A 22911-nucleotide genomic window follows, 5' to 3' on the forward strand; every position below is an offset into this window, starting at 1 on the left:
TGTGAACGTATGACTGAACTCTTGGAGGAGCTCGAACAGAAGCGTCAATTGCATAACACTGAGGCGGAAAAGCACCGCCGTGTTCGTGATGAGCTCAATGAGAAGACCAGGGAATGGGTTGAGAAGAGAGACGCCCTGAACGCTAAGGTAAGAGAGCTTGTTGACCAGGCCGCCAAGCACCGCGAGTCCCGCGACCAACTGAACGTGAAGGTCCGCGAGGCCAAGGAAGAGCGCGACAAGTGGAACAAAGTGGTCAACGAGCTGAACGAGAAGGTGACCAAGGTCAAGAAGGACAATCTCCCCAAGAACGGTCCTCCCATCTCGAAGCTGAAGAAGGAGCTCAAGAACCTTGAGTTCAAGCACATGACCTCCACCCTGTCCAAGGACAAGGAGCAGGAGCTCATCGATCAGATGGGCGAGCTGCAGGCCCAGATCCGGGAGAGGGAGAAGGCTTACGATCAGAATGAGGAGATCAAGGACGCCGTGAAGGAGCTCCGCGAGGCCAAAGAGCAGGCGGAGTCGCACCACAAGGCCGTTTCCGAGTGCGCCGAGAAGGCTCAGACCGAGCACGACGCCATGATCGGCCTGTACGAGCAGGCCGATGCTCTGAGGAAGGAAGCTGATGGCGCCCAGGAATCATTCATCGCCAACAAGCTCAACGCCGACGAAGAGCACAAGAAGCATATCGAGAACATCCGGCAGGTCCACGACTACGACAAGATCATCGCCGGGATGAGGCAGAAGGCTCGCAAGGCCAAGAAGAAAGAGGATGAGAGTTCCGCCAAGGAAGAGGCCGAGAAGATCTTCGAGAAGTTCAAGGCCGGCGAGAAGCTCAGCACCGACGACCTCATGGCCCTGCAGAAGTCAGGCTACCTTTGAACAATGTTCCTTCCCAAACCCCTTCTAGCGTTTCATTTATTTTTGTTCTATAAATTTTTAGGTGACGGGCAAAATCTATAAATAGCCTAGAGTGAATATTAGGAGCGGGAAGCGTTGGGCTAGTTTACAGAGTGCATCCCATCCCTTCTGACAGAGCTAGCCCTTCCCACTTCCTTTTTGGTGCCATTCCTGGAGCATATCTATTTCTTCTGGCTTATGCGATCCAGTCTGTGAAATGGCCCTGACGATCAAGCACCTGTCGCGGTCCTGTTTCCAGCTCCGGACCCCTGACAGATGTGTGTACTTCGACCCCGGCCCCCTCGGCAGGGGCCTCGGTCTTCCCAAGGCCGATCTCATACTGGTGACGCACCACCACTGGGACCATGTTCTCCGCGGGACCGTGGCCCGGCTCACCGGCGCCGACACCCTGGCGGTCGGGACCGAAAAGTCCCGCCGAAAGCTCGGGCCGCGCAGGATCATCATCAATCCCGGCGAGAGCGTGGACGTAAAGGGCATCGCCATCAACGCTGTTCACGCCTACAACTCATCAGGGAGCCGGCGCATCACGTACCACCGGAAGGGCGCGGGGGTGGGGTACGTGATCTCCATGGGCGGCAAGACCATCTACCACGCCGGGGACACCGGGCTGATAGAAGAGATGAGCTCGCTCGGCGGCATCGACATCGCCTTCCTGCCCATCGGCGGCAAGTTCACCATGGATATCGGCGAGGCGGCGGAGGCGGTCGAGCGGATAAGGCCCAGGATCGTGGTTCCCATGCACATGCTCAAGGCCGACCCCCTGGAGTTCAAGGAGCTGGTGGAGAAAAGAGCACCCACGACGGCGGTGCGGGTGCTCAGACCGGGGGAAGAGATGGCCCTCGAATGAGACCGCCGCTGGCGCAGCCTAACGCGCCCCGGCCGCGCGGTCGGAGCGATATCTCGCCAGCCGGGGATATGCCAGCCAGACCACGGCGGTCCCCAGAGTGCAGGTCCATACCAGGTTGTTGAGGGATATTATCCCGAAAGCGGTGACCAGGTCGACCAGGCCGAACATTTCCAGTCCGACGGCGATGATGACGGCACAGGCCACGCTGGACACGATGACAGCGATAAGATAGTGCCCGGCGGAGCGGAGGTCGAAGCAGTACTTGGACCCCGATCCCAGCTCGTCCCACACCAGCCACGCCACGAAGGCGAGAGTGAAGTTGCCGATGAAACCCCCGATGCTGCCCATGGTGAGAGTCCCGCCCAGGATGTCCCCTATGAGGTTGCCGACCGCTGAGCCCAGCGCCGCGCCGGGCCCGAACAGTATGGCCATGGCCACGGGGACGGCCCCGGCGGGGCGAATCTCGGTGATGGCGTCCACGATGACGAACTGCTTGAACGGTATGAGCAGAACGGCGTACAGGACCGCGGTCACCAGGGCCACTTGCAGCCCCCGCTTGCCGAACATCTCCCCGAGAATCGATGGGGTCATGCCGAGGAGATAATATCCGTCCAGATAAATCTGCCTCTGAACGGGTCGGGGGCATCCCCCAAGAGCAGCTTGTCGCATGGGGTGCGATTTATAATATTCTCGAATCTTGATGTCCGGAGCGAGGTCGGGCGGATTGGTCCAGGTGCGAACTCTGAAGATCGCTTTCGCGGTGGCGGTCGCTTTGGTGGTAATAGAATCGGCGGCGCTGGCCGTCGTGGTCACGGACAAGAGAACGACGGACGCGAAGCTCAGGGGATCGGAGCAGCGGGCGGACATGGTCACGGCGCTGATCGCGGTGTCCTCGAAATTCCAGGAGGAGCTGAGCGTTCTGGACCAGGCCACCTCGGAGGGCGCCGCCCGGCTGGCCGGCCAGGACCTCAACGGGAGCCTGGCCCGCACCGTTGTCAATGACACTCTGGCCAGCTCCGAGTATGCCATCGACGTCCTCACTTGCGACCGCAGCGGGAAGGTCCTGGCCATCGGGCCCGAGCCATGGCGGTGGATGTCCGGGACCACCCTCAATGCCAACGATCCGGTGGTCCTGCTCATGGACGACAACAGGCCTATCGTGAGCGGCCTCTTCCTCACGCTGGAGGGGTTCTGGGCTGTGACGGTGGCCTATCCGGTGGTCGACTCGAACGGCGTGGTATCAGGCGCCATCTCCACCCTTTTCAGGCCGGACCACATGATGGAGAACATATCGAGATCGCTGAACGGCATGAGCGCGATGGTCCAGCAGAGCGACGGCGTGATACTGTACGATCCAGACACGACCCAGGTGGGCAAGGACGTCTTCACCGATCCCATGTTCGAGGATTACCCCCAGGTCAGGACGATATCGAGCATGATGGTGGGGAACACCAGCGGCAGCGGCCAGTATGATTTTGCCGGCTCCGGGGGCACCGTGACCAAGCTCATCCACTGGACCACCGTAAGCGCCCTGGAGGCCCGATGGTCGGTGGCGGTCCACATGGCCGCCGCGTAATGGCGGCATTGGGGGAGAGGTTTCGGTCCGGCATTGGGTGCCATTATCGGCGGCGGACCGGCCGAAATGGATGGCAACCTTTAAAACACCGGTCCACGCTCAATGTGGCAGGTATCATAGATGGTTCTCGAAGGCTTGGGACAGTCACTGCGCAATGTCCTTAAGAAGATCACCGGGGCCAGCCATATCGACGAGGCGCTGGTAAAGGAGATATCCAGAGATATCCAGCGTGCCCTGCTGCAGGCCGATGTCAATGTCAAGTTGGTCCTCGAGCTCACCAAGTCGGTGGAGAACAGGGCCCTCACGGAGAAGCCTCCCGCTGGTACCAGCCCCAAGGAGCACGTTGTTAAGATCATCTATGACGAGCTCATAAAGATCCTCGGGACCCCCCGGCCGCTGCCCATCGCCAAGCAGACCATCATGATGGTCGGCCTGTACGGGCAGGGAAAGACGACCACCACAGGCAAGCTGGGGAGGTACTTCCACAAGAAAGGCCTTCAGGTCGGGGTCATCGCCGCTGACGTGCACCGGCCGGCCGCGTACGACCAGCTGAAGCAGGTGGCCGAGAAGGTCAACATCCAGTTCTACGGGGAGCCGGGCGAGAAGGACGCTGCCAAGATCGTCAAGGATGGCATGGAGCACTTCGCCAGTACCGATGTGGTCATTATCGATACTTCGGGGCGCCACGCCCTGGAGGACGACCTCATCGCCGAGCTGAAGCGGGTAGCCGACGTGGCCAAGCCGACCGAGCGCATCCTGGTCCTCGACGCCTCCGTGGGGCAGCAGGCCGGCCCCCAGGCCAAGGCGTTCCACGACGCCGTGGGCGTGACCAGCGTCATCATCACCAAGATGGACGGCACCGCCAAGGGAGGCGGCGCGCTGTCGGCGGTGGCGCAGACCCAGGCCGCCATCGTGTTCATCGGGACGGGGGAGCACCTCGTCGACCTGGAGCCGTTCGACCCCACCAGGTTCATATCCAGGCTCCTGGGCATGGGCGATCTCCAGACCCTGCTTGAAGCTGCCAAGGACAACATCAATGAGGAGGAGGCCCAGGAAGCGGTCAGGAAGATGATGTCCGGGCGGTTCACCCTCACCGAGATGTACGAGCAGATGGAGATGCTCACCTCCATGGGCCCGCTCAAGAAGCTGGTGTCCATGCTCCCCGGGATGAACACCATGGGGGACAAGGTGGATATGGAGCAGTCCCAGGAGAAGCTCAAGAAGTTCAAGTACATCATGGACTCCATGACCGAGGAGGAGATGGATGACCCCAAGCTCATAAAGTCCACCAGGATCACCCGCATCGCCAAGGGCGCCGGGGTGGAAGCTAAGGACGTCCGCGAGCTGCTGAAGCAGTATAACATGTCCAAGAAGGCGGTCAAGGGCTTCATGGGCAACCGGAAGTTCCGCAAGCAGCTCATGAAGCAGTTCCAGTCCGGGGAGCTGGGCATGCAATGAGGCGGTTCGTCATCGTGGGGCACAAGGCCTCGACGTCCGGCGATTTCAAGCTCGACGACATGGCCGGCGGCGCAGGACGGCTGGACATCCTGCTGCGGTGCGTCAACTCCACCTTCTTCCTGTCCCACGGCATCCGCAAGGACGCCGAGATCTACCTGGTGTTGCAGGGCCCCCCGACCCCGCCCCGGACCATCCGCATCTCCGGTCAGGAGATCCGGTACCTGAACCCCGACGAGCGGTCCACCGGCGCGCTGGTGCGCAACGCCCTGCTGAAGGATATGGTGGGCGAGGAGACCAAGTCGTCGCCCGGGATCTACGTTTCCAAGCGCCCCCTGGAGGACGTGCTGAAGGACCTTGCCTCGAAGAGCAAGCTCGTGTACCTCAAGGAGACGGGCGAGGACGTGCGAGGGCGGAAGTTCGAGGGTGACGTCACCTTCGTCATCTCCGACCACCAGGACCTAACCGCTCAGGAAGAGGAACTTCTGCTGACCTTCGACCCGGACATCATCACCCTCGGCCCCCTGTCGCTGCACGCGGACCACTGCATCATCCTGGTGCACAGCGAGATGGACCGCGCCGCACCGGACAAGGAACTGGGCGCCTGAACAGTACGGCGATGACCGTCGTTCATCCTCGCGATGAATCCGAAGGCGCCGCGAGACGTCGCAAACCTTCCCCCGAGCCTTTGTTCACCCATTGGCCTGGCCGTGGGCCAACGGCCGGAAAGTAAGAATAACCTTTTATCGCCAGGGGGCCATGGGGAGCATCATGGTAGAGAAGATACCGCAGCACAGCCACTGCGCCCAGTGCGGCAAGGCCTACATCGGCGAGGGCCGCTTTTGCTCGGAGGAGTGCAGCGGTTCCCACGGCGTCAACATGAAGAAGCGAAAACGCCAGCTCATGCTGCTCTACGCGGTCAGCCTGGTGGTCTTGGTCATAGCGATCATCGCGCTGCAGTTCCAGTGAGGCGGGGATGAGAAAGGTCGGCGTGGGAGGCACGTTCAACGCGCTCCACCGCGGCCACAAGGCCCTGCTGGATAAAGCGTTCTTGTCGGGGGACGAGGTGGTCGTCGGCCTTACCACCGACGCTTTCGCCGCGGGGCGCAAGGAGAAGGTGATACCCTATGAACAGCGCCGGACCGAGCTGGAGGATTACCTGCGCGCCAAAGGCCGCCCCTGGGCGGTCGTGCCGATCGACACCCCCGCCGGCAACACCGACCAAAGCTCGGACGTGTCCGTTCTGGTGATATCCCCCGAGACCCTGCCGGGGGCCGTGGCCATCAACGACGCCAGGCGGGAGAAGGGGCTGGAACCTCTGGAGCTGGTCATGACGCCTCATGTCTTGGCGGAGGACTGCGTGCCCATATCATCCGGCCGCATCATGTCCGGTGAGATCGACGGAGAGGGCAGGCTGCTCCGCCCGCTGGTCGTCAACGTCGGCTCCGACAACCGCATCAAGATCGACGCAGTGCGGAACGTCCTCACGAAGCTGTACTCCAGCGTCGAGGTCAGGGGGGTAAAGGTCGTCACCTCCGTCCCGGAGCAACCAAGGGGAGAACAGACCCGCCAGGGAGCGATGGAGCGGGCCAGGGAATCGATCGGCCCCGCCGACTTCGGTATCGGGCTCGAAGCGGGCGTATTCGATGCTCCCGACGGCCTCTACGACGTCCAGTACTGCGCCGTGATCGACAAGCGCGGCCACTATACTGTCGGCCATGGCTCCGGGTTCCGCTACCCTCCCGCCGTGGCGGAGAGGGTCAACGAGGGCTGGACAGTGGGCAGGTCGTTCCGAGAGCTGTACTCGTGGGAGAAGGACGGGAAGAAGGAAGGCGCGATAAGCTACCTCACCAACGGCGTCCTCAAGAGGACCGAGCTGGCCGAGCAGGCGGTCCTGGCGGCGATGGTGCCGCGCATAAAGAGGGACCTCTACCCGGACCTTTGACGGACCTCAGCCAAGCTCCTGTCAATGATGTTCGCGGCGCGCGAAGCTCTCGCATCGCCTATCTGTCGTTCAGGAGCATCCAGCACGTGCTGGCATCGAGTCCCGGACCGCTCGCGGTGCGGGCTGCGCGAACCATTCGTCCGACCGGCTGCGTCTGGCTTCCTTGCGGTACGCGATATCCTTGATCTTGCGTATGATTAAGTGCATTTGCCATCCCGAAGGTGGGATGGGTTTGGAATTATAAATAGTTCACAGTTTTAATGATATCATGGATGAAACTCCTTGACCTTGCCGGCCATGTCCTCCAGGCGCTTCTGGACCAGGTCGTTCACGCTCCCCTTGTCGTAGGTCCCGTCCTTCCTCCTCTTCCCCGCCTTCACCCCGGTCAGCATCTCGATGCCCTGGTCGATGGTCCCGATCGGGTAGATGTGGAACTTGCCGGCCTTGATGGCCTCCACCACCTCGTCCTTGAGCATGAGGTTCTTGACGTTGGACGCGGGCACCATGCAGCCCTGGGTCCCCGTGATGCCGAGCCGCTTGCACACCTCGAAGTACCCCTCCACCTTCTCGTTCACCCCACCGATGGCCTGGACCTCCCCCTTCTGGTTGACGGAGCCGGTGATTGCTAGGTCCTGCCGGATGGGCAGCCCCGACAGTTCCGAGAGGAGAGCGTACAGCTCGGTGCTGGAGGCGCTGTCCCCGTCCACGCCGGAGTAGGACTGCTCGAACACCAGGCGGGCCGACAGGCTCAGCGGGGCATTGGTGGCATAGCGCTCGTTGAGGAACCCGGTGAGGATGCCGATGCCCTTGGTGTGGGTCGGCCCTCCCATCTGGGCCATGCGCTCGATGTCGATGACGCCCTCGCGGCCCACCCCGACGCTGGCGGTTATCCTCGACGGCCTGCCGAACGCGAAGTCACCGGTGCTCAGTACGGCGAGGCCGTTGGCCTGCCCCACCTTCTTGCCGGCGATGTCCAGCAGGACGGTCCCCTCGGCAATGAGCTCTTCGATCTTCTGCTGGATCAGGTTGGATCGGTAGGTCTTCTCCTCCAGCTGCTTGTTGATGTGCTTCCGGCCGATGAACTTGGCCCCCTCCTCCACCGTATAGAAGTTCGCCTCCCGAATGATGTCGGCGATGAGGGAGAACTGCGTGGACAGCTTCTCCTGGTCATCGGCCATGCGCGATGAATATTCCACTATCGCCGCCAGCGCCGAGGAGTCAAGGTGCAGCAGCCCCTCCTTGTTGCACAGCCCGCAGATGAACCTGGCGTACCTCTCGACGTTCTTGTCCTCCCTCGGCATCACCGTGTCGAAGTCGGCCTTGACCTTGAACAGCTCCCGGAAGTCGGGGTCCATGTTATACAGAATGCCGTACGTCTGGGGATTTCCGAGCAGCACGATCTTGGCGTCGAAGACCACCGGCTCGGGCCGGAGGGTCTTGGTGATTATGTACCCCATGCGGGAGGCGAAGTCCTCGGTCTCCAGAGCGCCGTTGGAAATGGTCTGCTTTAATCCCTCCCACACCAGGGGGTCCTGGAACATCCTCTCCACCGGGATCACCAGGAACCCGCCGTTGGCGCGGTGGGCCGCTCCTGGCCTCACCAAGGTGTAGTCGGTGACGAGCGTCCCGAACCTGGCCTCCTTCTCGGTGGCCCCAAACAGCCTCGGGTATGTCGGATTGTTCTCCAGGACCGTCGGCGCTCCCTTGAGATTGGAATTGTCCACCACCAGATTGACGTGGTAATCGCGGATGGGATCGACCGGCACCTGTCCCGGCGCTCCGGCCTCCTTCTGGGCCGCCACCATGAACAGCAGCACGTTCTCCAGGATGTCGTTCTCCACGTCCTTGAGGTACGACTGGACCTCGTCGTTGGGCTTGAACATGCTCTTGATGCCTTCCAGGTAGGGGGCGATGGCGTACGCGGCCACCTGGCGGTTCATCGCCTGCAGCTCGCTGTCCACCTTGCGGACCAGCTCCTGCATCGGCCGGAAGGCGTCCCCGATCTTGGAGTTCAGGGCCTCCCGGTCCTGCTGGATCTTCTTCTGGAGAGCGGGGGGCAGCTGCGCGATCTCCTGGTCGGTGAGCGGCTTCCCCTCCTCGTTGACGGGGGTGAGGGCGAGCCCGATCTGCGACGGCTGGACGATGAAGCCGGCCGCCTGGGCCATGGTGTTGATGCTGTGGACGATCTCGTCCCTCTCCCGATTTATCTTCTGCATGGTGGCCTCGCGCCTCTTGGCGTAGTCCTGGCTCTCGAACGCCTCTCTCAGCGCGGGCTGTATGGAATTGGCGAACTTCTCCATGGCATCCTTCAGCTTGCGGCCCATGCCGGCCGGGAGCGTCAGCGCGTTGGGGCGGGAATTGTCCTGGAAGTTCTGCACGTACACGAGGTCGGGCGGCACCGGCCGGGTCGCCGCAAGCTCCTTTAGCGATTCTAGAATGGTGGTCCGCCTCCCCGTCCCCGGCTGGCCGGTGACGAAGACGTTGAACCCCTTGCCGCCCATGCGAAGGCCGAAGTTCAGGGCCCGCATGGCCCGGTCCTGGCCCACTATCTCGTCCAGGGGAGACAGTTCGGCGCTGCTGTCGCATTCGAAGGTCACTTCGGGGCAGGCCCTGCGGACCTGTTCATAGGAGAGCTCCTCGACCATGTGGTTCCCGTAGTGATATATTTCCTAGGCCTAGATAAAGCTGTAACCTGAAGGCCACATCATGAGGGCGCGGAGGCCAGCGCGGCCGCTGTGGGAGCGGGCGGGAACATGAACCTGCTGACATAGATCAGCCAGGCGATGTCCACGGTCATGCATACCGCGGCAGGGAGGGCGGCCGCGTCGCCGATGAGGGCAATGGCTAGGGCCGCTGCCATGCCGGTGTTCTTGTGGGTGGCGAACAGAGCGCCGGAGACGCGCTCCTCCCGGGGCATCCCTTTCCACCGCATGAAGCGGTCCAGAGCGATGCCGATGCCGAAAGTGCGAACGATGGCCACCGCCAGCAGGGGGAGGACCAGGGCTGGGTCGCCGAAGAAGGCGCCACGATTGGACCCGCACACGGCGATGACCAGGCAGAAGAAGGCCAGGTTGATAGCGATATGCCTCCCCTCGGAGCCGATGGGCGCCCTCCTCAGGGGGCGGGAGAGAGCCAGGGGGATGACGATGAGCATGGCCACGTACCAAAGAAGGGTGAGGGGGTCCACGGCGTGGCCGATGAACAGGAGCGTGAGGACCGGGGTCAATGCGAGGGCGATGATGTACAGGGCCGCCGAGGACACCAGGGTAGCCTCCGCGTCGCCTCTGAGAAGGACCACGAACGGGATCACCGACACCGCGGACGGCACCGCGGCCTCTATTATCCACCCGCTGCGGATGTCCCCCGTGAACAGGAAGGCCATCAGGATGGTGGTGCCGGTCGACAGAACGAACGACAGCAGGAAGGCCCTCCACACCGCCCCGGTGTGCTTCCGGACGTTCAGGCCGCCTAGCCGCAGGCTGCACAGCGAGAAGGTCATCATGACCATCAGGGAGAGCATGGCCAGGTCCTTGTTCATGCGAGGGTACGCTTCGGGAAAGCCGCCGAAGAGCATGGCCACGATGAACCCGGCGATCATCATGAGGGCATTGTTGCCCATGAACTCCTTGATGCTCACGACCGCGGTAACGCCGGTCCGGGATTAGTACTTTCAGACGCGAACCGGAAAAGAGAGCGCCGAGGGGGAGATTCGAACTCCCGTAGTGCAGGGCACCACCAGCTCTCAAGGCTGGCGCCGTGATCCGGGCTTGGCTACCTCGGCAACAGGTCCGGCCAGGCGCCTGGATGATATTAAGCGTTCCGGTCCGCCGAACCGTGTTGACTAATTCAGCAACATCGCGTTGTACGCGATGACGTTGCGCTCGATCTCCGAGCGCATCGTGTCGAGACTGCGCGAGCTGATCGCGTCGTCGAACATGCGCTTGAAGCCCCCGAAAGTCCGCTCGATCGTCCACCGATCCGAATAGCCGTGCTCGCACTTCCAGACCTCCACGCCGACGCGCTTGATCTCGCGCACGACGCGAGACCGAGCCATGCTCCCTCCCTGCATCTTGGCGTTCGCTCTCCTCCGCACGTTGATGCCCGCCTCGATGCCTTGCAAGTCCAAGAAGTCGAAGTTGGCCCGAGCATCATAAGCGGCGTCCGCCAGCACCTTCACCACTCGGCCGTCCAGACTCTCCTGCGCCTGACGGACCAGCGTCGGCAGCAAGCGAGCGTCGCCGGTGCGTTCGTCCGTAACTACATACGAGGCGAACGCTCCAGAAGCCACATCGACCGCGGCGTGCAGCTTGACGAAGCCTCTGTTCCGACCGCGCAGCCATTCGCCTCGCCGCGACACGGCGAGGCCGGTACTGTTGATAGTCAGGACGTGCTCCTTCGATCGCGGCACCGTCAGTTCGTCCTCGTCCAGCAGCAATCGCTTTCGCAGCGTGGTGTAGTCCGGCGCTTCAAGGCCGAACGAGCCGAGCAGCGAGGCCAGCGCCCCCTGCAGACGGCGCAGGCCCAGCCGCGACGACGAGCGCAGCCGCGAAGCGAAGCGTACCAGCGAACGAGGGAAGCGATACGGCCTCCCCCGCTTGCCCGAGTTCATCGCCTCCAGCTCGTCGTGCCAGTGTCGCACCCAGGCCCGGTCCATGAGCCGTCGCCCGCTGGCGACGTGCTGTGCATCGATCGCTCCCCAATCTCTTTCTAATCGTCGTTCCAATGCATTCTCGCGCGTCATGTTTTTCGCCAAACCAGCATTGCGAGCGCAACGCTGAAAAGACCTCTGACGCGCGCCCTTCTCCCGAATTAGTCAACACAGTTGGTCCGCCGGCCCCGCTCGTCTGCACTATTTTTATTAGACCGGAGAAAGAACCAATTCTGCTGCCGAGCGGTCCGGCCCGGCCCAGGTTCGAGGAGGGGACAGGATGAAGGGGTTCATCGCTTATGACACGGTCCACGGCAGCACCAAGGCGGCCGCGGAAGCCATAGCCGAGCGGTTGAGGGAGAGAGGGCACGAGGTCGAGATCGTGTCCATCAAGGACGGGGGCGTCCCGCCGACCAGCGGAGATTGCATCTTCATAGGCTCGCCCACCCGGGGCGGCACGCACACCAAGGGGGCCAGGGAGTTCATCGAGAGCATGGACGCCTCATACTGGAACGGCCGGCCGGTGGTCCTGTTCGACACCCTGGGGCCGATGCCGAAGAAGCCCAATCAGCAGGTCATGTGGATGGCCGTAGTGGAGCAGAAGGAAGCGACCGCCGCGCAGAGCATGAGGAAGCAGTGCGCCGGGCGCGGCATCAGGGCCCGTGAGGAGCTGTGCCACCTGCCGGTCAAGGGTATGTGGGGGCCCCTGAGAGAGGACGCGCCGAGCGCCGCCAAGGAATACACCAGGGAGTTCTTGGAAGATATGGAGGAACCGGGAGAGGTCTCGGAGAGATCCAGCGACCCTAAGCCCGCACAGCTCGATCCGATCATAAATGCGGCCAAGCCAGTATAAGGCTCAGGGACTGGAAGAAAGCGGGAACGCCCCAGCACCTCGGAAAAGAGGGATTATGGCAATGGCCGCGGGCCACGCTCGCGGCGGGGATCGGGGGATCACGCCAGCCTTTCGAGCTTACCCTCGGTGACCGCCGCCACATCCAGCTCGAACGCCGCGATGGGGTACCCGAGCTCGAAGTTCTCTATGACCTCGGGATGGAGTTCGCCGAACGAGCCAATGATCTTGTCGGCCACCACTACGTCCGCTCCGCGGCCGTCGAGATATGCCCCGGACGCCGAGGGGCGGACCGTGGACTTCACCGACAGGTCCCTGAGCGCGCTCTCCACCAACGATTTGATCTCGGTGAACGATGCCTTGGAAGATATGCTGACGGCGGCGAGGTGCTTGCGCCTCTTGGCCCCGGCGAGCACGTCCCCGACCTCGAACAGCCGCTGGGGCAGGTCCCGGTGCTTGTTGCGGCGCAGCACCACCATGAGGCTGGGGAGCAGGGAGACCCGCAGGCAGGTGTGGTCCTCGCTGATGGGGTTCAGTACCTCCACCACTTCGCCGGGCGGGAGGCGCATCTTCCGGAACTGGTCATCCTCGGAGGTGAGCGTCAGGGTGGTGACCTCAAGGAACCCGTACCCGATCATGAGATTGCGCACCACATCAGCGGCCTTGTTGCTCTTGAGCTCGGAGCCGAAGGTCTGGATCGCCGGCAGCGACCTGCCGAACTTCTCGTACCCGTAGCCCTTGGCAACATCCTCCATCAGGTCCACGGGATGGAGCATGTCCAGGCGGGTGGCGGGGACCAGGGCCTTCACCACGTCGCCCTCCGGTGTGGCGCCGTACCCCATCTTCTCCAGCGCCTCGGCCGTCTGCTGGGCGCTCAGATCGGTCCCCAGCCAGGCATTGGCATCGGCGACCTTCAGCGTCCAAGGCCGGGGCTCCAGGTCCGGCGTCACGATCTTCCTGTCCCCTAGATCCACCACTACCGAGCGGACCTTCCCGCCCCTCTCCGCCATGGCGGTGGCCACGATGTTGAGGGCGCCGGAGACGGCGTGGTGGTCCGTCCCGGTAACATCGATGAAAACGTTACGGGTCTCTTCTGTAACGGTGGTGAGGGTCCCGTTGATGATCGGCGGGAACGACAGCACCCGGCCGTCCTTGTCTACCAGGAGGGGGTACTTGTCCATGCCCTTCAGGATGTAGGCGTAGTCGATGCCTTTCTCGTGCCTCTCCAAGATCTCCTGCAGGTCCCACTTCTCGGTCTTGGCCAACGGGATGAACTTCACCGAACGGGGGTCCACCGCCTTGTATGTGAACGGCGCGCGGACGTGATCTAGGTCATGCACGCCGATGGATACTTTGGCCCTCTTCCGCCCCATGGTGAGGTGCAGCTTCTCCTGCAGCTCCATCAGGGAGCGTATGAGCTCGTCGGACATGACGATGTCATTGACCACCCCGGCCACCACCTGCGGCCTGACGGGGACCACACTGGGATCTCTTTTAAGGACAATGCCAGAGGGTTCGACGGGGTACCTGGTCAGCCCCTTCTCGAAGCCCAGAAAGGTCCGCAGCGCCCTGGCGGCGCCCTCGACGCAGTAGAGGTCCGGGCGGTCGGGGAAGAACTCTATGGAGATCTCCCTGGTAGCCTCATCATATGAGTGCACGTCCGCTCCCAGCTGGGGGACCCGCTCCAGCAGGGTGTCCACGCTCACCTCCCGGCCCAGCAGGCCGGTCAGGTCATCGTAGCCGAAGGTAACTACTGGCATCGACGATGCGATGGGGAAGACTATATTTGAATCATTCCGTCCTCCGGCGGGAAGCGTGAATGTCACCGTGCGTGAACTTTGGACCCGCGGATTGGTTTCGAACATGAGGTACATCTGTTCGCTCATGACGGGGGGTCTCCTCGCCGGGAGCAGGTCTCAACAGGACCGGCAACATCCCGCGATGGTTAATATATCCGGACCGCACTACATAGTGGGAGTATACATCCAACTGTTGTGAGGTCCATGAGAGTTAACATCGACGGGATATGTTTCAGCTACTCCAGCGTTCCTGTGCTGAAAGATGTGCGCCTGGACATTCAGGGCGCGCAGCTGGTCTCTATCATAGGCCCCAACGGCGTGGGGAAGTCCACGCTGATCCACTGTATCAACAAGATATTGGAGCCTTCTTCAGGTTCCGTATATATCGATGATATCGACGTAAAGAAATACACATTGAAGGAGCTGGCGAAGGTCATGGGGTACGTCCCCTATTCTTCCAGCGACGCTTTTCCCCTGACAGTAGTGGACACGGTCCTCATGGGGAGGCACCCGCACAGCGGATGGAAGTCCACAGAAAAGGACTTGGAGATAGTGTACGACGCCCTGAAATCGCTAGGCATACACCATCTGGCCATGAGGCCCTTTGACGAGCTCAGCGCAGGCCAGCATCAGAAGGTAATGCTGGCCCGCGGTCTCGTGCAGGAACCCAAAACCCTGCTCCTCGATGAGCCCACGGCCAATTTGGACATCAAGCACCAGATGGAGGTTACCCGTATGCTGAGGGACCTTTCGCGCAACAAAGGGATAACCGTCATCATGATCAGCCACGACCTCAACATAGCAGCGAAGTACTCCGACACGATGATCATGATGCACGAAGGGAGCATTTTTTCCACCGGCAGTCCGGAAGAGGTCATGACCGAAGCCAACATCAAAGCCGTGTATGGTGTGGACTCCCGGGTGATCCAGGACGAAGGAAGGCCTCACTTGATCGTCAGGGACAAGGAGTTCGACGCCGAGGTTAGCGAGCACGGCGACTACAGTATGGTGTCGACAGTCAAGGCGGTCGATGAGGGGCCCCGCGCAGAGGCACATTGACCTAGCTCGATGAAACATTAGCGCCGATTTGTAGGCACGCAGTGGGAGACCAGCCGATACATACATCTGTATCGACGGGGCCGCCACATAATTCTCCATTCTAGACGTCAAAATGAATTGCCACTATGGAAAAACATCGTTCCGCCCTGTATCAAAATCAATAATAGAGAAAGAATAGGAAGGTGCGGCCCCAGGGCCGCGTTGAGGCCGCTCAGAGGCTGTCCTTGACCATGTCGTAGGTTATGAGCGTGGTCATATCCTGGGAAACGTCGAAGTCATCGCCGAGGTACGACATGAACGTGTCCACGAATTCCTGGTGGACAGAGTCTCCGTACCCGTCTCCGAATATCTCGGGATAGAAAACCTCTGCCAGATACGCGATCCTGCACACTACGGGTATGCTCGAGTTGATGTATATCAGGTTCTCGTAGCAGTCCAACTCATCGAAATAGGTCATGTACGCCTTCCAGGTATCAACAGGGGTCATGGTCTTGCCCTTGGTCATGTCCAGATAGTCTATGCTATAGTCCAAGGTGCGATAGCTGACGATGTAGTCAGCGTTCCACGCCTTGTAGTATTCGTCCCCCTGATCCATCTTCGCGGACCCATCGCCTTCGAGCGTGCATACGGTGGGAGAACCTGCCAGAGCAGTAAGTCCAGTGTAGTCCGAATCGATCCTTGCAACATAATAGCCCATGGTGACGGAGAAGGAAGTCTTGACATCAGCGGGATCAACTTCCTTCAGCTTTTCCTTGATCTCGTCCAGGATCTCGTACGACATCAGCGCATAATTTATGGCCTGCTTCTCGCAGTCCTCGCCCAAGAGATATCCGATGGTAAGTGCCCCATCTATGGAGCTCAGTCCTTCAGCAGTGTCAAACCGGAGGATGGTCACCTCGGCGCCCTCCAAAAATGACGCGGACTTCTTTAGATAGGAATCTGAGTTCTGGGTCACGACCGCATCGATGCCTCCATCTATGCTTGCGTCAAGATTCTTGAAGGCATTTATGGAGTCGTCAGTATCGAGGTCAAAAATGCCCCCTCCTAATTGTACGGCGTTGTTCAGGATCGGACTGTGGGCCACACCATAGTTGGTCTTCGTGTACCCGACCACCGTTTGGGCACCGCCAATCTGTATTATCGTAGATATAAGGTTCGTGCCCACAGGAACTATGTGCTCCAGAGGATACTCTATGCCCACGGTGGCACCTGAGGCATCAAAAACGTATACAGTTATGCCCTTTTTCTTGTCAATCATGTCGCGCAGATGGTCGACGTCCTTGCTGTCGACGGCCCCATCATAGTTCGCGTCGGCAAGAGGGTACTCATTTGCTTTGAGTTCTCCACTGATGATCTTCTCCACTGTTGAGACATCATCTTCGTCTATCTTGTAGTCGTTATCAGCATTTCCGTATATCGATAATGGGGCATCGACCTTCGCCAGGGTTGCCGACCCCTGATTCATCAGGAGGTAGGCGCCTACTCCCGTCCCGGCGAGGACCACCACTAGGATCACTGCTATGATCTTTGTATTCATGGCACCACTTGGATGTATAATCCAACTCTTCATGTTTTATTGGATATATAATCCTATCTGCGCTTGCCCAGATACGACCATTTTCGTTACCTCTCGATATCGATAAGTGCACCGCTCATCAGTTTTTTATATCAACTACTTGTTTTGGTTGGATTAATCATCCAATTACCCATTCTATTTGGATGACCTGCCGGTGAGGAAGTCCATTGAGCGATGATATTAAGGAAGATTATCGCAGGCACGTCTTGCGGAAGATCGTGTTCATATCAGCGTGCTTGGTCTCCATAATCGCCATCATAGGATTGGCCTGCAATGTGGGCCAAAGCCTTTCGCTGATGGAAACGTATACCCTGATATACAACCACATCACGGGAGTAACTTATCCAGTAAGGAGCCCCACGTGGTGGCAAGATTACTTCATATGGAACTCCGTAATGCCCCGAATAGCGGTGGCGATCATCGCTGGGACCTCCCTGGCACTGGGCGGGACAATCATGCAGAGCATGATGGCCAATCCCCTGGCGGAGCCGTATACTACCGGCATAGCCTCCGGTGCATGCTTCGGTGCGGTGGCGGCCATCGTCGCGGGGGTCTCCTTCTCTACCATAGCTGGGCAATATGGGATAGTGACCAACGCGTTCCTCTTTTCTCTCATCCCCGCGTTCATGGTCATCCTCATATCCAGATATGTCGACGCTTCCCCCGCTACCCTCGTGCTGGTGGGAACAGCCATATCGTATTTCTTCAATGCCATGGTCACCCTGCTCATGGTCACGACCGACGCTGACACGCTCCAGGCGGCCTACCTGTGGCAAGTTGGCTCCTTAGTGGGCGTGACGTGGGCTGATGTCCCCCTCATGCTAATCGTGACCGTCCTATGCTCTATATTCATAATGTACACGGCAAAAAACCTCAATCTGATGACCTTGGGGGACAACAACGCCAAGAGCCTGGGGCTGAATGTGGACCAGTACCGGACCGTGTGTATGCTCATCCTCTCGGTGATGGTGGCCTCCGTCATCAGCTTCACCGGCATAATCGGGTTCGTGGGGCTGGTGGCCCCCCACATCGTCCGGCTGGTCATTGGATCCGACAACAGGTTCGTCGCCCCAGCGTCGATGATAGTAGGAGCGCTCATACTGCTGGTTGCCGACCTGGTGGCCCGGACGGTCTCGGTATCCAGCGAGATACCGGTCGGGGTGGTCATGGCATTCATAGGCAGCCCGATATTCCTTCTGCTCATCCTCTTCAAAAATAAAGGCTACGGGGAGGTCTATTGATGTACCAGGATTTCGAGGACTTCAAGAAGGACTATACTTCCAGAACCTCCAGGAAGGTCCTCTTCGCCCTTATCGTCCTTGCCCTGGCCTTCGTCGTCTTCGGCATCACTATTTCTGTGGGGGAGTACCCCATAGGCTTCCTGGAATCGTACCAGATCGTCTTCGATCGACTGCTCGGGAACCCCGCGAGCGACCGCATGAAGGACATTATAATATGGAACTACCGTCTCCCCCGGGCCATAATGGCCGCGCTGGCTGGTTCTGGCCTGGCGATAGGGGGCGCGGTCATGCAAAGCGCTCTCAGGAACCCGCTGGCGGAACCATACACAATGGGCATATCGTCCGGCGCATCCCTGGGCGCGGCCCTATCGATAATAAGCGGCATATGCATAATCCCCTCGATCACTGGCGAGTCCGCTACGATCATCAACGCCTTCGCTCTGTCCCTGATACCCGTGGCCGTCATCCTGCTAGTAATCAGGTTCAAGAAGACCACGCCCACGATGATGATCCTTTCCGGCATAGCGGTCATGTACGTGTTCAGCGCGGTGACCACGATGCTCATGGTCGTGGCTGACCCCACCAGTCTCTCGGAAGTATATCAATGGAGGGTGGGGACCCTGGGCAAGGCGAGCTGGGATAACATCCCCATCGTATTGATATTCGTGGCGGCAGGCATAGCGGCGCTTTGGTATCTCTCAAGAAATCTCAACATCCTGGCGATGGGGAACAAGGGCGCCACCTCCTTGGGCGTGAACACCAACAGGCTTATGATGGCAAGTCTGGTGGTGGTGGCGCTGGTCACCTCTGCCATCGTGTGCTTCACCGGGACCATAGGCTTCGTGGGGCTGATAGTGCCGCACATGGTCAGGATATTCATCGGATCGAACAACAAGTACCTGATCCCCACCTCCGCCTGCTTCGGCGCGCTCTTCCTGATGGTGATGGATTCCATAGCCAAGGTGGCAGGCCAGACCGGGCTCCCAGTGGGAGTCATATGTGCTGTGGTCGGCGGTCCCACATTCATCTACGTGCTAATAAAACAGAAAAAGTCCGCATGGAAGTAGCCGGGCCTGAAGACAAGGAGTATGCTATGTCTGGAGATATCCTCGAAGAGGGCAATGCTGGCGGGACGGTCGGCCGGCGAATGAGAATAGTGAACCTTTCCATACAGAGCACCGACGCTAAGATGCTGGTCGGGCCGGTCAGCGAAGTCGAGGAAGAGCTGGGCATCAACATAGACCTCTTTTGCGCCAACGCAGCAGACGTGGACGAGGACGTTCTCATGTACCAGAGGCTGGTGGCCGCCACCGAGGGGGCCGACTTCGTCTTCATCAGGTGCATGTCCGATCCCGGCAAGTTCAAGTGGTTCGAAAGGTACGAGGCCGTGCTGAGGTCCATCAAGGGCCGCGTATTGCTTTTCTCCGGCAATGCGGAGGTGCGGCTCCTTTATCGCGACCTCTTCAATGGTTCAGACCAGGACTTCTTCATTCTGTGCAAATACTTTGGGTACAGGGGCCACCTTAACGACAAGGGCATTATCCTCTGGGCGTACAAGGCCCAGATCGACCCGGACTATCAGCTTCCGGAGCCAGTGAAGCAGAGGCCCGATGGGATATATCACCCTGATTTCGACAAGGATGTTTCCTTCGAGGAGTACCTGAGACATCTGAAGAAGGATGCTCCCACGGCAGGCATAATGATGATGGGGAACGTGTGGGTGTACGACAACCTGGAGTACATCGACGTCCTGATAAGGGAGCTGGAAGGGAGGGGCATGAACGTGATTCCCATCTTCTTCTCCGCCGCCGTGAGCTCGTCAACGGACCTGTGCAGCACCGCGGACGTATGCGAGCGCTACTTCATGGACGAGGGGAGGCCGCGGGTGGACGTGCTGATAATCAACTCCCCATTCTCGCAGCTCGCCAATTCCAAAAAGACCTCCGGCATGTTCACGCCCGACGAGGAGAACTTTTTCAGGCGCGAGATGAACGTGCCCGTAATCCAGGCCATGACGGTCACCGGGCATTACCGCGACTATGAGGAATGTACCGCGGACATGACCAAGGCCGAGGTGTCCTCGCAGGTGGCGTGGCCGGAGGTCGACGGACAGATCATCGCTGTCCCGATAGGTTGCTCCACCGACTCTCCCAAGTCCGTGAGGAGGACCGCCCCGATCCAGGACCGCATAGAGCATATCGCGGCGCTTGCGTACAACTGGGCGAGGCTGGGCAGGACGCCCGTGTCCGAGAGGAAAGTGGCGATCCTTATGTACCAGTCCAGGCCAGACTCCGGCCGCATAGGCAACGCCGCCTCTTTGGATGTCATCGAGAGCGTCTACGAGATGCTGAAGACGATGAGGGACCTGGGATACTCCCTGGACCACGTTCCCGGGTCCAGCAGGGAGCTGATAGACGAGATACTGGAGAACGTGACCAATGATTTCAACTGGATGCCCCCCGGAGAGATAACCAGGAAAGCCGCGGACCTCGTCGGCGAGAGAGAGTACAGGGGACATTTTGACAAGCTTTCCGATTTCAACAAAAGGTCCATGATGGAAAGTTGGGGAAAGCCTCCCGGAGAGATATGCGTGGAGGGCGGGAAGATAGTGATCCCAGGCCTGAGGAACGGCAATGTATTCATCGGCTACCAGCCCCTGAGGGGATGGGCGGAGCAGAGCGGCTCGATATATCACGATCCGGTGCTGGCGGCCACGCACCAGTACCTGGAATACTACCGCTGGCTGCAGTACGATTTCGGCGCGCACGCGGTCGTCCACATGGGGACCCATGGGACATTGGAGTGGCTGCCGGGCAAGAGCGTCGGAATGTCCTCCAAGTGCTACCCCGACATCATTCTCAACGCCATGCCTCACATCTACCCTTACGTCATCGATGACCCCGGCGAGGGCATACAGGCAAAAAGGAGGTCCGAGGCGGTGCTGATAGGGCATCTCAACGCCACGATGGCGAGGGCGGGCGAGTACGACGACCTCGCAGCCGTGGACGTCCCCCTGCAGGAATACTTCAAGTGCAAGGCATCGGCCTCCGATGACAGGAAAAGGACATTGGTGCAGCAGATCTACGAGGCTTCGAGAAAAGCCTCCCTGCTCAACGATCTGAACGTTCCCGATAGCACCGGGCCAGAGAGTTTCGAGGGTCATCTGGGAAAGCTGCATGACTACCTCACGGAGGTCAAGGACGCCTTGGTGAGGGATGGTCTGCACGTTCTGGGCAGATGTCCGCGCGAGCACCATTTGGACGAGGCGGTGTACTCCCTGACCCGGCTGGCCAACGGGGATGTCCCTTCTCTCAGGGACTCCCTCGGTGAGACCATGGGAGTGGACACGGACGCGGCCCTGAACGCTCCGTCCGAGCTGTCGGGTTCCGGCGAGCTCAACAGCGCCCTGCTGGACAGGGTCGACGATGAGCTCCAGCTCATCCTGTCGGAAATGCGGGGGATGGACTATGACACGGACAGGTGCGTCTCGTTCGTCAGGGAGAGGCACCCGAACATGACCCCGTCCCTGACGACGGTCTTGGGATACATATGCGGAACGCTGGTCCCCAACCTAAAGAGGACGTCCGACGAGATCACCCACATGATGGGGGGGTTCGAGGGCAAATACGTCCTGCCGGGACCCTCTGGCGCCCCCACCCGGGGCAACGCCCACATACTGCCCATGGGGCGAAACTACTACGGCATAGATCCCGACTCCATACCGACCCCGGCATCCTGGGCCACCGGGGTGAGGATGGCGGATCAGATGATAGAGCACTACATCAGCGAGAAGGGGACGTATCCCCGGGAGATAGGCTTCATCATCTGGGCTACGGACACCATGAAGACAGGGGGAGATGACGTGGCCTATATCTTGTGGCTCATGGGCGTGCGGCCGGTGTGGTCTCGCACCGGGGGGCAGGTCATCGACCTTGAGATCATACCCCCTTCTGAGCTGAAGAGGCCCCGGATCGATGTCACGGTACGCATTACAGGATTGTTCAGGGATACCTTTCCCAATCTCATCGATATGATCGATGACGCCGTGCACTTGATATCTGACCTCGACGAGACCGATGAAGAGAACTATTTGGCAGCAAATCTGAGAAGGGACATAATACAGGGCCTTCAGGAAGGGATCGCCGTGGACGAGGTGCGTCGGCGTTCGTCCGTGAGGATCTTCGGCTGCCCGCCGGGGGCCTACGGTCCGGGCGTGAACCACGCCATAGAGTCCAGCGACTGGGAGACCGTGAAGGATCTCGCGGACATATATATCGCCTGGGGAAGTTGCGCCTATGGCCGCGGCATCAACGGGGAATCCATGAAGGATGAGTTCATCAAGCGGTTCGGCAAGGTATCGGTCACTGTTAAGAACATGCCGGACCGGGAGATCGACCTTTTCGACATGGATGATGTATACGGATATCTCGGGGGGCTCAACGCGTTCGTGCGGCAGTATGGGAACCCTGATGCCATGTCGGTTATGGGGGACGGGTCCAACCCCGAGAGGCTGAAGATCAGGGATACCAAGGAGGAGTGCAGGTTCGTGTTCAGGAGCAAAGTGCTCAACCCCAAGTTCATCAACGGGCTGAAAGAGCACGGGTATCGCGGCGCCGCAGAGATGGCGAACCTGACCGAATATGTATTTGGATGGGATGCCACGTCCGACGTCATTGACGATTGGATGTACGAGCAGCTGGCCGAAAAATACGCCCTTGATCAGGAGACCAAGGAGTGGATGACGAATGTCAATCCCCATGCCCTCATGAACATTATCAGCAGGCTCCAGGAGGCCATAGAGAGGGGGTTGTGGGACGCGTCTGACGAGATGAGGGAGAGGCTGAAGGACCTGTTCATAGAGGCGGAGGGGAGGCTGGAGGAGATATCCGACCGGTAGTTCGGACCTCTAGCTTACTCCCCTGAGAACAGTTACATACCTAGTTGGTGATATCCTCCAATTGATTCAAACTCCATTGATATAAACGAACTGGAAATGA

The 22911-nt window shown here is 59.9% G+C and carries 18 protein-coding genes and 1 tRNA gene; 12 read left to right on the forward strand and 7 right to left on the reverse strand.

What is annotated here, in order from left to right:
• Positions 1-9 precede the first annotated feature (9 nt).
• Positions 10-879, forward strand: coding sequence for a coiled-coil protein (locus tag WYS_RS04665; protein WP_026068806.1), 870 nt, complete (start codon positions 10-12; stop codon positions 877-879).
• A gap of 235 nt (positions 880-1114) precedes the next feature.
• Positions 1115-1765: an MBL fold metallo-hydrolase gene (locus WYS_RS14420; RefSeq protein WP_019177008.1), complete on the forward strand. Its 651-nt coding sequence runs from the start codon at positions 1115-1117 to the stop codon at positions 1763-1765.
• 18 nt (positions 1766-1783) lie between these two features.
• Here WYS_RS14420 and WYS_RS16215 read toward each other — a convergent pair whose 3' ends face one another.
• Complete coding sequence (locus tag WYS_RS16215) at positions 1784-2356, reverse strand: QueT transporter family protein (RefSeq protein WP_019177009.1); 573 nt, start codon at positions 2354-2356, stop codon at positions 1784-1786.
• A gap of 142 nt (positions 2357-2498) precedes the next feature.
• On the opposite strand from WYS_RS16215, the gene WYS_RS16220 reads away from it, so the two are divergent.
• The 5 genes from WYS_RS16220 to yjjX all read left to right on the forward strand — a co-directional run bounded on the left by WYS_RS16220 (position 2499) and on the right by yjjX (position 6741).
• Complete coding sequence (locus WYS_RS16220) at positions 2499-3341, forward strand: cache domain-containing protein (RefSeq protein ID WP_394296329.1); 843 nt, start codon at positions 2499-2501, stop codon at positions 3339-3341.
• Between the two features lie 120 nt (positions 3342-3461).
• Positions 3462-4799 carry a signal recognition particle protein Srp54 gene (locus tag WYS_RS04685; protein WP_019177011.1) on the forward strand — a complete coding sequence of 446 codons (1338 nt, stop codon included), beginning with the start codon at positions 3462-3464 and terminating at the stop codon, positions 4797-4799.
• Positions 4796-5404, forward strand: coding sequence for a tRNA (pseudouridine(54)-N(1))-methyltransferase TrmY (trmY, locus tag WYS_RS04690; RefSeq protein WP_019177012.1), 609 nt, complete (start codon positions 4796-4798; stop codon positions 5402-5404). Before WYS_RS04685 ends, trmY begins: the two co-directional genes overlap by 4 nt.
• A gap of 163 nt (positions 5405-5567) precedes the next feature.
• On the forward strand, positions 5568-5765 hold the full coding sequence (locus WYS_RS04695) for a DUF2116 family Zn-ribbon domain-containing protein (protein ID WP_162137698.1): 198 nt from the start codon (positions 5568-5570) through the stop codon (positions 5763-5765).
• 7 nt (positions 5766-5772) lie between these two features.
• On the forward strand, positions 5773-6741 hold the full coding sequence (yjjX, locus tag WYS_RS04700; RefSeq protein ID WP_019177014.1) for an inosine/xanthosine triphosphatase: 969 nt from the start codon (positions 5773-5775) through the stop codon (positions 6739-6741).
• A 266-nt stretch (positions 6742-7007) separates the two neighbouring features.
• Here yjjX and WYS_RS04705 read toward each other — a convergent pair whose 3' ends face one another.
• The 4 genes from WYS_RS04705 to WYS_RS04720 all read right to left on the reverse strand — a co-directional run bounded on the left by WYS_RS04705 (position 7008) and on the right by WYS_RS04720 (position 11482).
• Positions 7008-9386 carry a Lon protease family protein gene (locus WYS_RS04705; RefSeq protein ID WP_019177015.1) on the reverse strand — a complete coding sequence of 793 codons (2379 nt, stop codon included), beginning with the start codon at positions 9384-9386 and terminating at the stop codon, positions 7008-7010.
• Between the two features lie 59 nt (positions 9387-9445).
• Entirely contained in the window at positions 9446-10378 is a 933-nt protein-coding gene (locus WYS_RS04710) for a bile acid:sodium symporter (RefSeq protein ID WP_019177016.1), read from the reverse strand.
• A 57-nt stretch (positions 10379-10435) separates the two neighbouring features.
• Positions 10436-10522, reverse strand: a tRNA-Ser gene (locus WYS_RS04715).
• Between the two features lie 60 nt (positions 10523-10582).
• On the reverse strand, positions 10583-11482 hold the full coding sequence (locus WYS_RS04720) for an IS5 family transposase (protein WP_026068807.1): 900 nt from the start codon (positions 11480-11482) through the stop codon (positions 10583-10585).
• A gap of 187 nt (positions 11483-11669) precedes the next feature.
• Here WYS_RS04720 and WYS_RS04725 point away from each other — a divergent pair, with 187 nt between their 5' ends.
• Positions 11670-12242, forward strand: a complete 573-nt coding sequence (locus WYS_RS04725) for a flavodoxin domain-containing protein (RefSeq protein WP_019177018.1) — start codon at positions 11670-11672, stop codon at positions 12240-12242.
• Positions 12243-12340: 98 nt separating this feature from the next.
• Here WYS_RS04725 and pheT read toward each other — a convergent pair whose 3' ends face one another.
• Positions 12341-13999: a phenylalanine--tRNA ligase subunit beta gene (gene pheT / locus WYS_RS04730; RefSeq protein ID WP_019177019.1), complete on the reverse strand. Its 1659-nt coding sequence runs from the start codon at positions 13997-13999 to the stop codon at positions 12341-12343.
• A gap of 243 nt (positions 14000-14242) precedes the next feature.
• On the opposite strand from pheT, the gene WYS_RS14430 reads away from it, so the two are divergent.
• Entirely contained in the window at positions 14243-15097 is an 855-nt protein-coding gene (locus WYS_RS14430; RefSeq protein WP_019177020.1) for an ABC transporter ATP-binding protein, read from the forward strand.
• Positions 15098-15308: 211 nt separating this feature from the next.
• Here WYS_RS14430 and WYS_RS04745 read toward each other — a convergent pair whose 3' ends face one another.
• Positions 15309-16634 (reverse strand): hypothetical protein, encoded by a 1326-nt coding sequence (locus tag WYS_RS04745; protein WP_019177021.1) that lies wholly within the window; start codon positions 16632-16634, stop codon positions 15309-15311.
• 206 nt (positions 16635-16840) lie between these two features.
• Here WYS_RS04745 and WYS_RS04750 point away from each other — a divergent pair, with 206 nt between their 5' ends.
• The 3 genes from WYS_RS04750 to cobN are packed head-to-tail and all read left to right on the forward strand — an operon-like array spanning position 16841 to position 22811.
• Entirely contained in the window at positions 16841-17914 is a 1074-nt protein-coding gene (locus tag WYS_RS04750) for a FecCD family ABC transporter permease (RefSeq protein WP_026068809.1), read from the forward strand.
• On the forward strand, positions 17914-18981 hold the full coding sequence (locus WYS_RS04755; protein WP_019177023.1) for a FecCD family ABC transporter permease: 1068 nt from the start codon (positions 17914-17916) through the stop codon (positions 18979-18981). Before WYS_RS04750 ends, WYS_RS04755 begins: the two co-directional genes overlap by 1 nt.
• Entirely contained in the window at positions 18972-22811 is a 3840-nt protein-coding gene (cobN, locus tag WYS_RS04760; RefSeq protein ID WP_019177024.1) for a cobaltochelatase subunit CobN, read from the forward strand. The genes WYS_RS04755 and cobN overlap by 10 nt, the downstream gene beginning before the upstream one ends.
• Positions 22812-22911 lie beyond the last annotated feature (100 nt).

Origin of the sequence: Methanomassiliicoccus luminyensis B10, assembly GCF_000308215.1 — an archaeon.
GTDB lineage: Archaea > Thermoplasmatota > Thermoplasmata > Methanomassiliicoccales > Methanomassiliicoccaceae > Methanomassiliicoccus > Methanomassiliicoccus luminyensis.

Excerpts from the sequence above, each read along its gene's own strand:
- WYS_RS04665 (WP_026068806.1), top strand. The coding sequence starts at position 10 with ATGACTGAACTCTTGGAGGAGCTCGAACAGAAGCGTCAATTGCATAAC.
- WYS_RS14420 (WP_019177008.1), top strand. The coding sequence starts at position 1,115 with ATGGCCCTGACGATCAAGCACCTGTCGCGGTCCTGTTTCCAGCTCCGG.
- WYS_RS16215 (WP_019177009.1), bottom strand. The coding sequence starts at position 2,356 with ATGACCCCATCGATTCTCGGGGAGATGTTCGGCAAGCGGGGGCTGCAA.
- WYS_RS04685 (WP_019177011.1), top strand. The coding sequence starts at position 3,462 with ATGGTTCTCGAAGGCTTGGGACAGTCACTGCGCAATGTCCTTAAGAAG.
- trmY (WP_019177012.1), top strand. The coding sequence starts at position 4,796 with ATGAGGCGGTTCGTCATCGTGGGGCACAAGGCCTCGACGTCCGGCGAT.
- WYS_RS04695 (WP_162137698.1), top strand. The coding sequence starts at position 5,568 with ATGGTAGAGAAGATACCGCAGCACAGCCACTGCGCCCAGTGCGGCAAG.
- yjjX (WP_019177014.1), top strand. The coding sequence starts at position 5,773 with ATGAGAAAGGTCGGCGTGGGAGGCACGTTCAACGCGCTCCACCGCGGC.
- WYS_RS04705 (WP_019177015.1), bottom strand. The coding sequence starts at position 9,386 with ATGGTCGAGGAGCTCTCCTATGAACAGGTCCGCAGGGCCTGCCCCGAA.
- WYS_RS04720 (WP_026068807.1), bottom strand. The coding sequence starts at position 11,482 with ATGACGCGCGAGAATGCATTGGAACGACGATTAGAAAGAGATTGGGGA.
- WYS_RS04725 (WP_019177018.1), top strand. The coding sequence starts at position 11,670 with ATGAAGGGGTTCATCGCTTATGACACGGTCCACGGCAGCACCAAGGCG.
- pheT (WP_019177019.1), bottom strand. The coding sequence starts at position 13,999 with ATGCCAGTAGTTACCTTCGGCTACGATGACCTGACCGGCCTGCTGGGC.
- WYS_RS14430 (WP_019177020.1), top strand. The coding sequence starts at position 14,243 with ATGAGAGTTAACATCGACGGGATATGTTTCAGCTACTCCAGCGTTCCT.
- WYS_RS04745 (WP_019177021.1), bottom strand. The coding sequence starts at position 16,634 with ATGAATACAAAGATCATAGCAGTGATCCTAGTGGTGGTCCTCGCCGGG.
- WYS_RS04755 (WP_019177023.1), top strand. The coding sequence starts at position 17,914 with ATGTACCAGGATTTCGAGGACTTCAAGAAGGACTATACTTCCAGAACC.
- cobN (WP_019177024.1), top strand. The coding sequence starts at position 18,972 with ATGGAAGTAGCCGGGCCTGAAGACAAGGAGTATGCTATGTCTGGAGAT.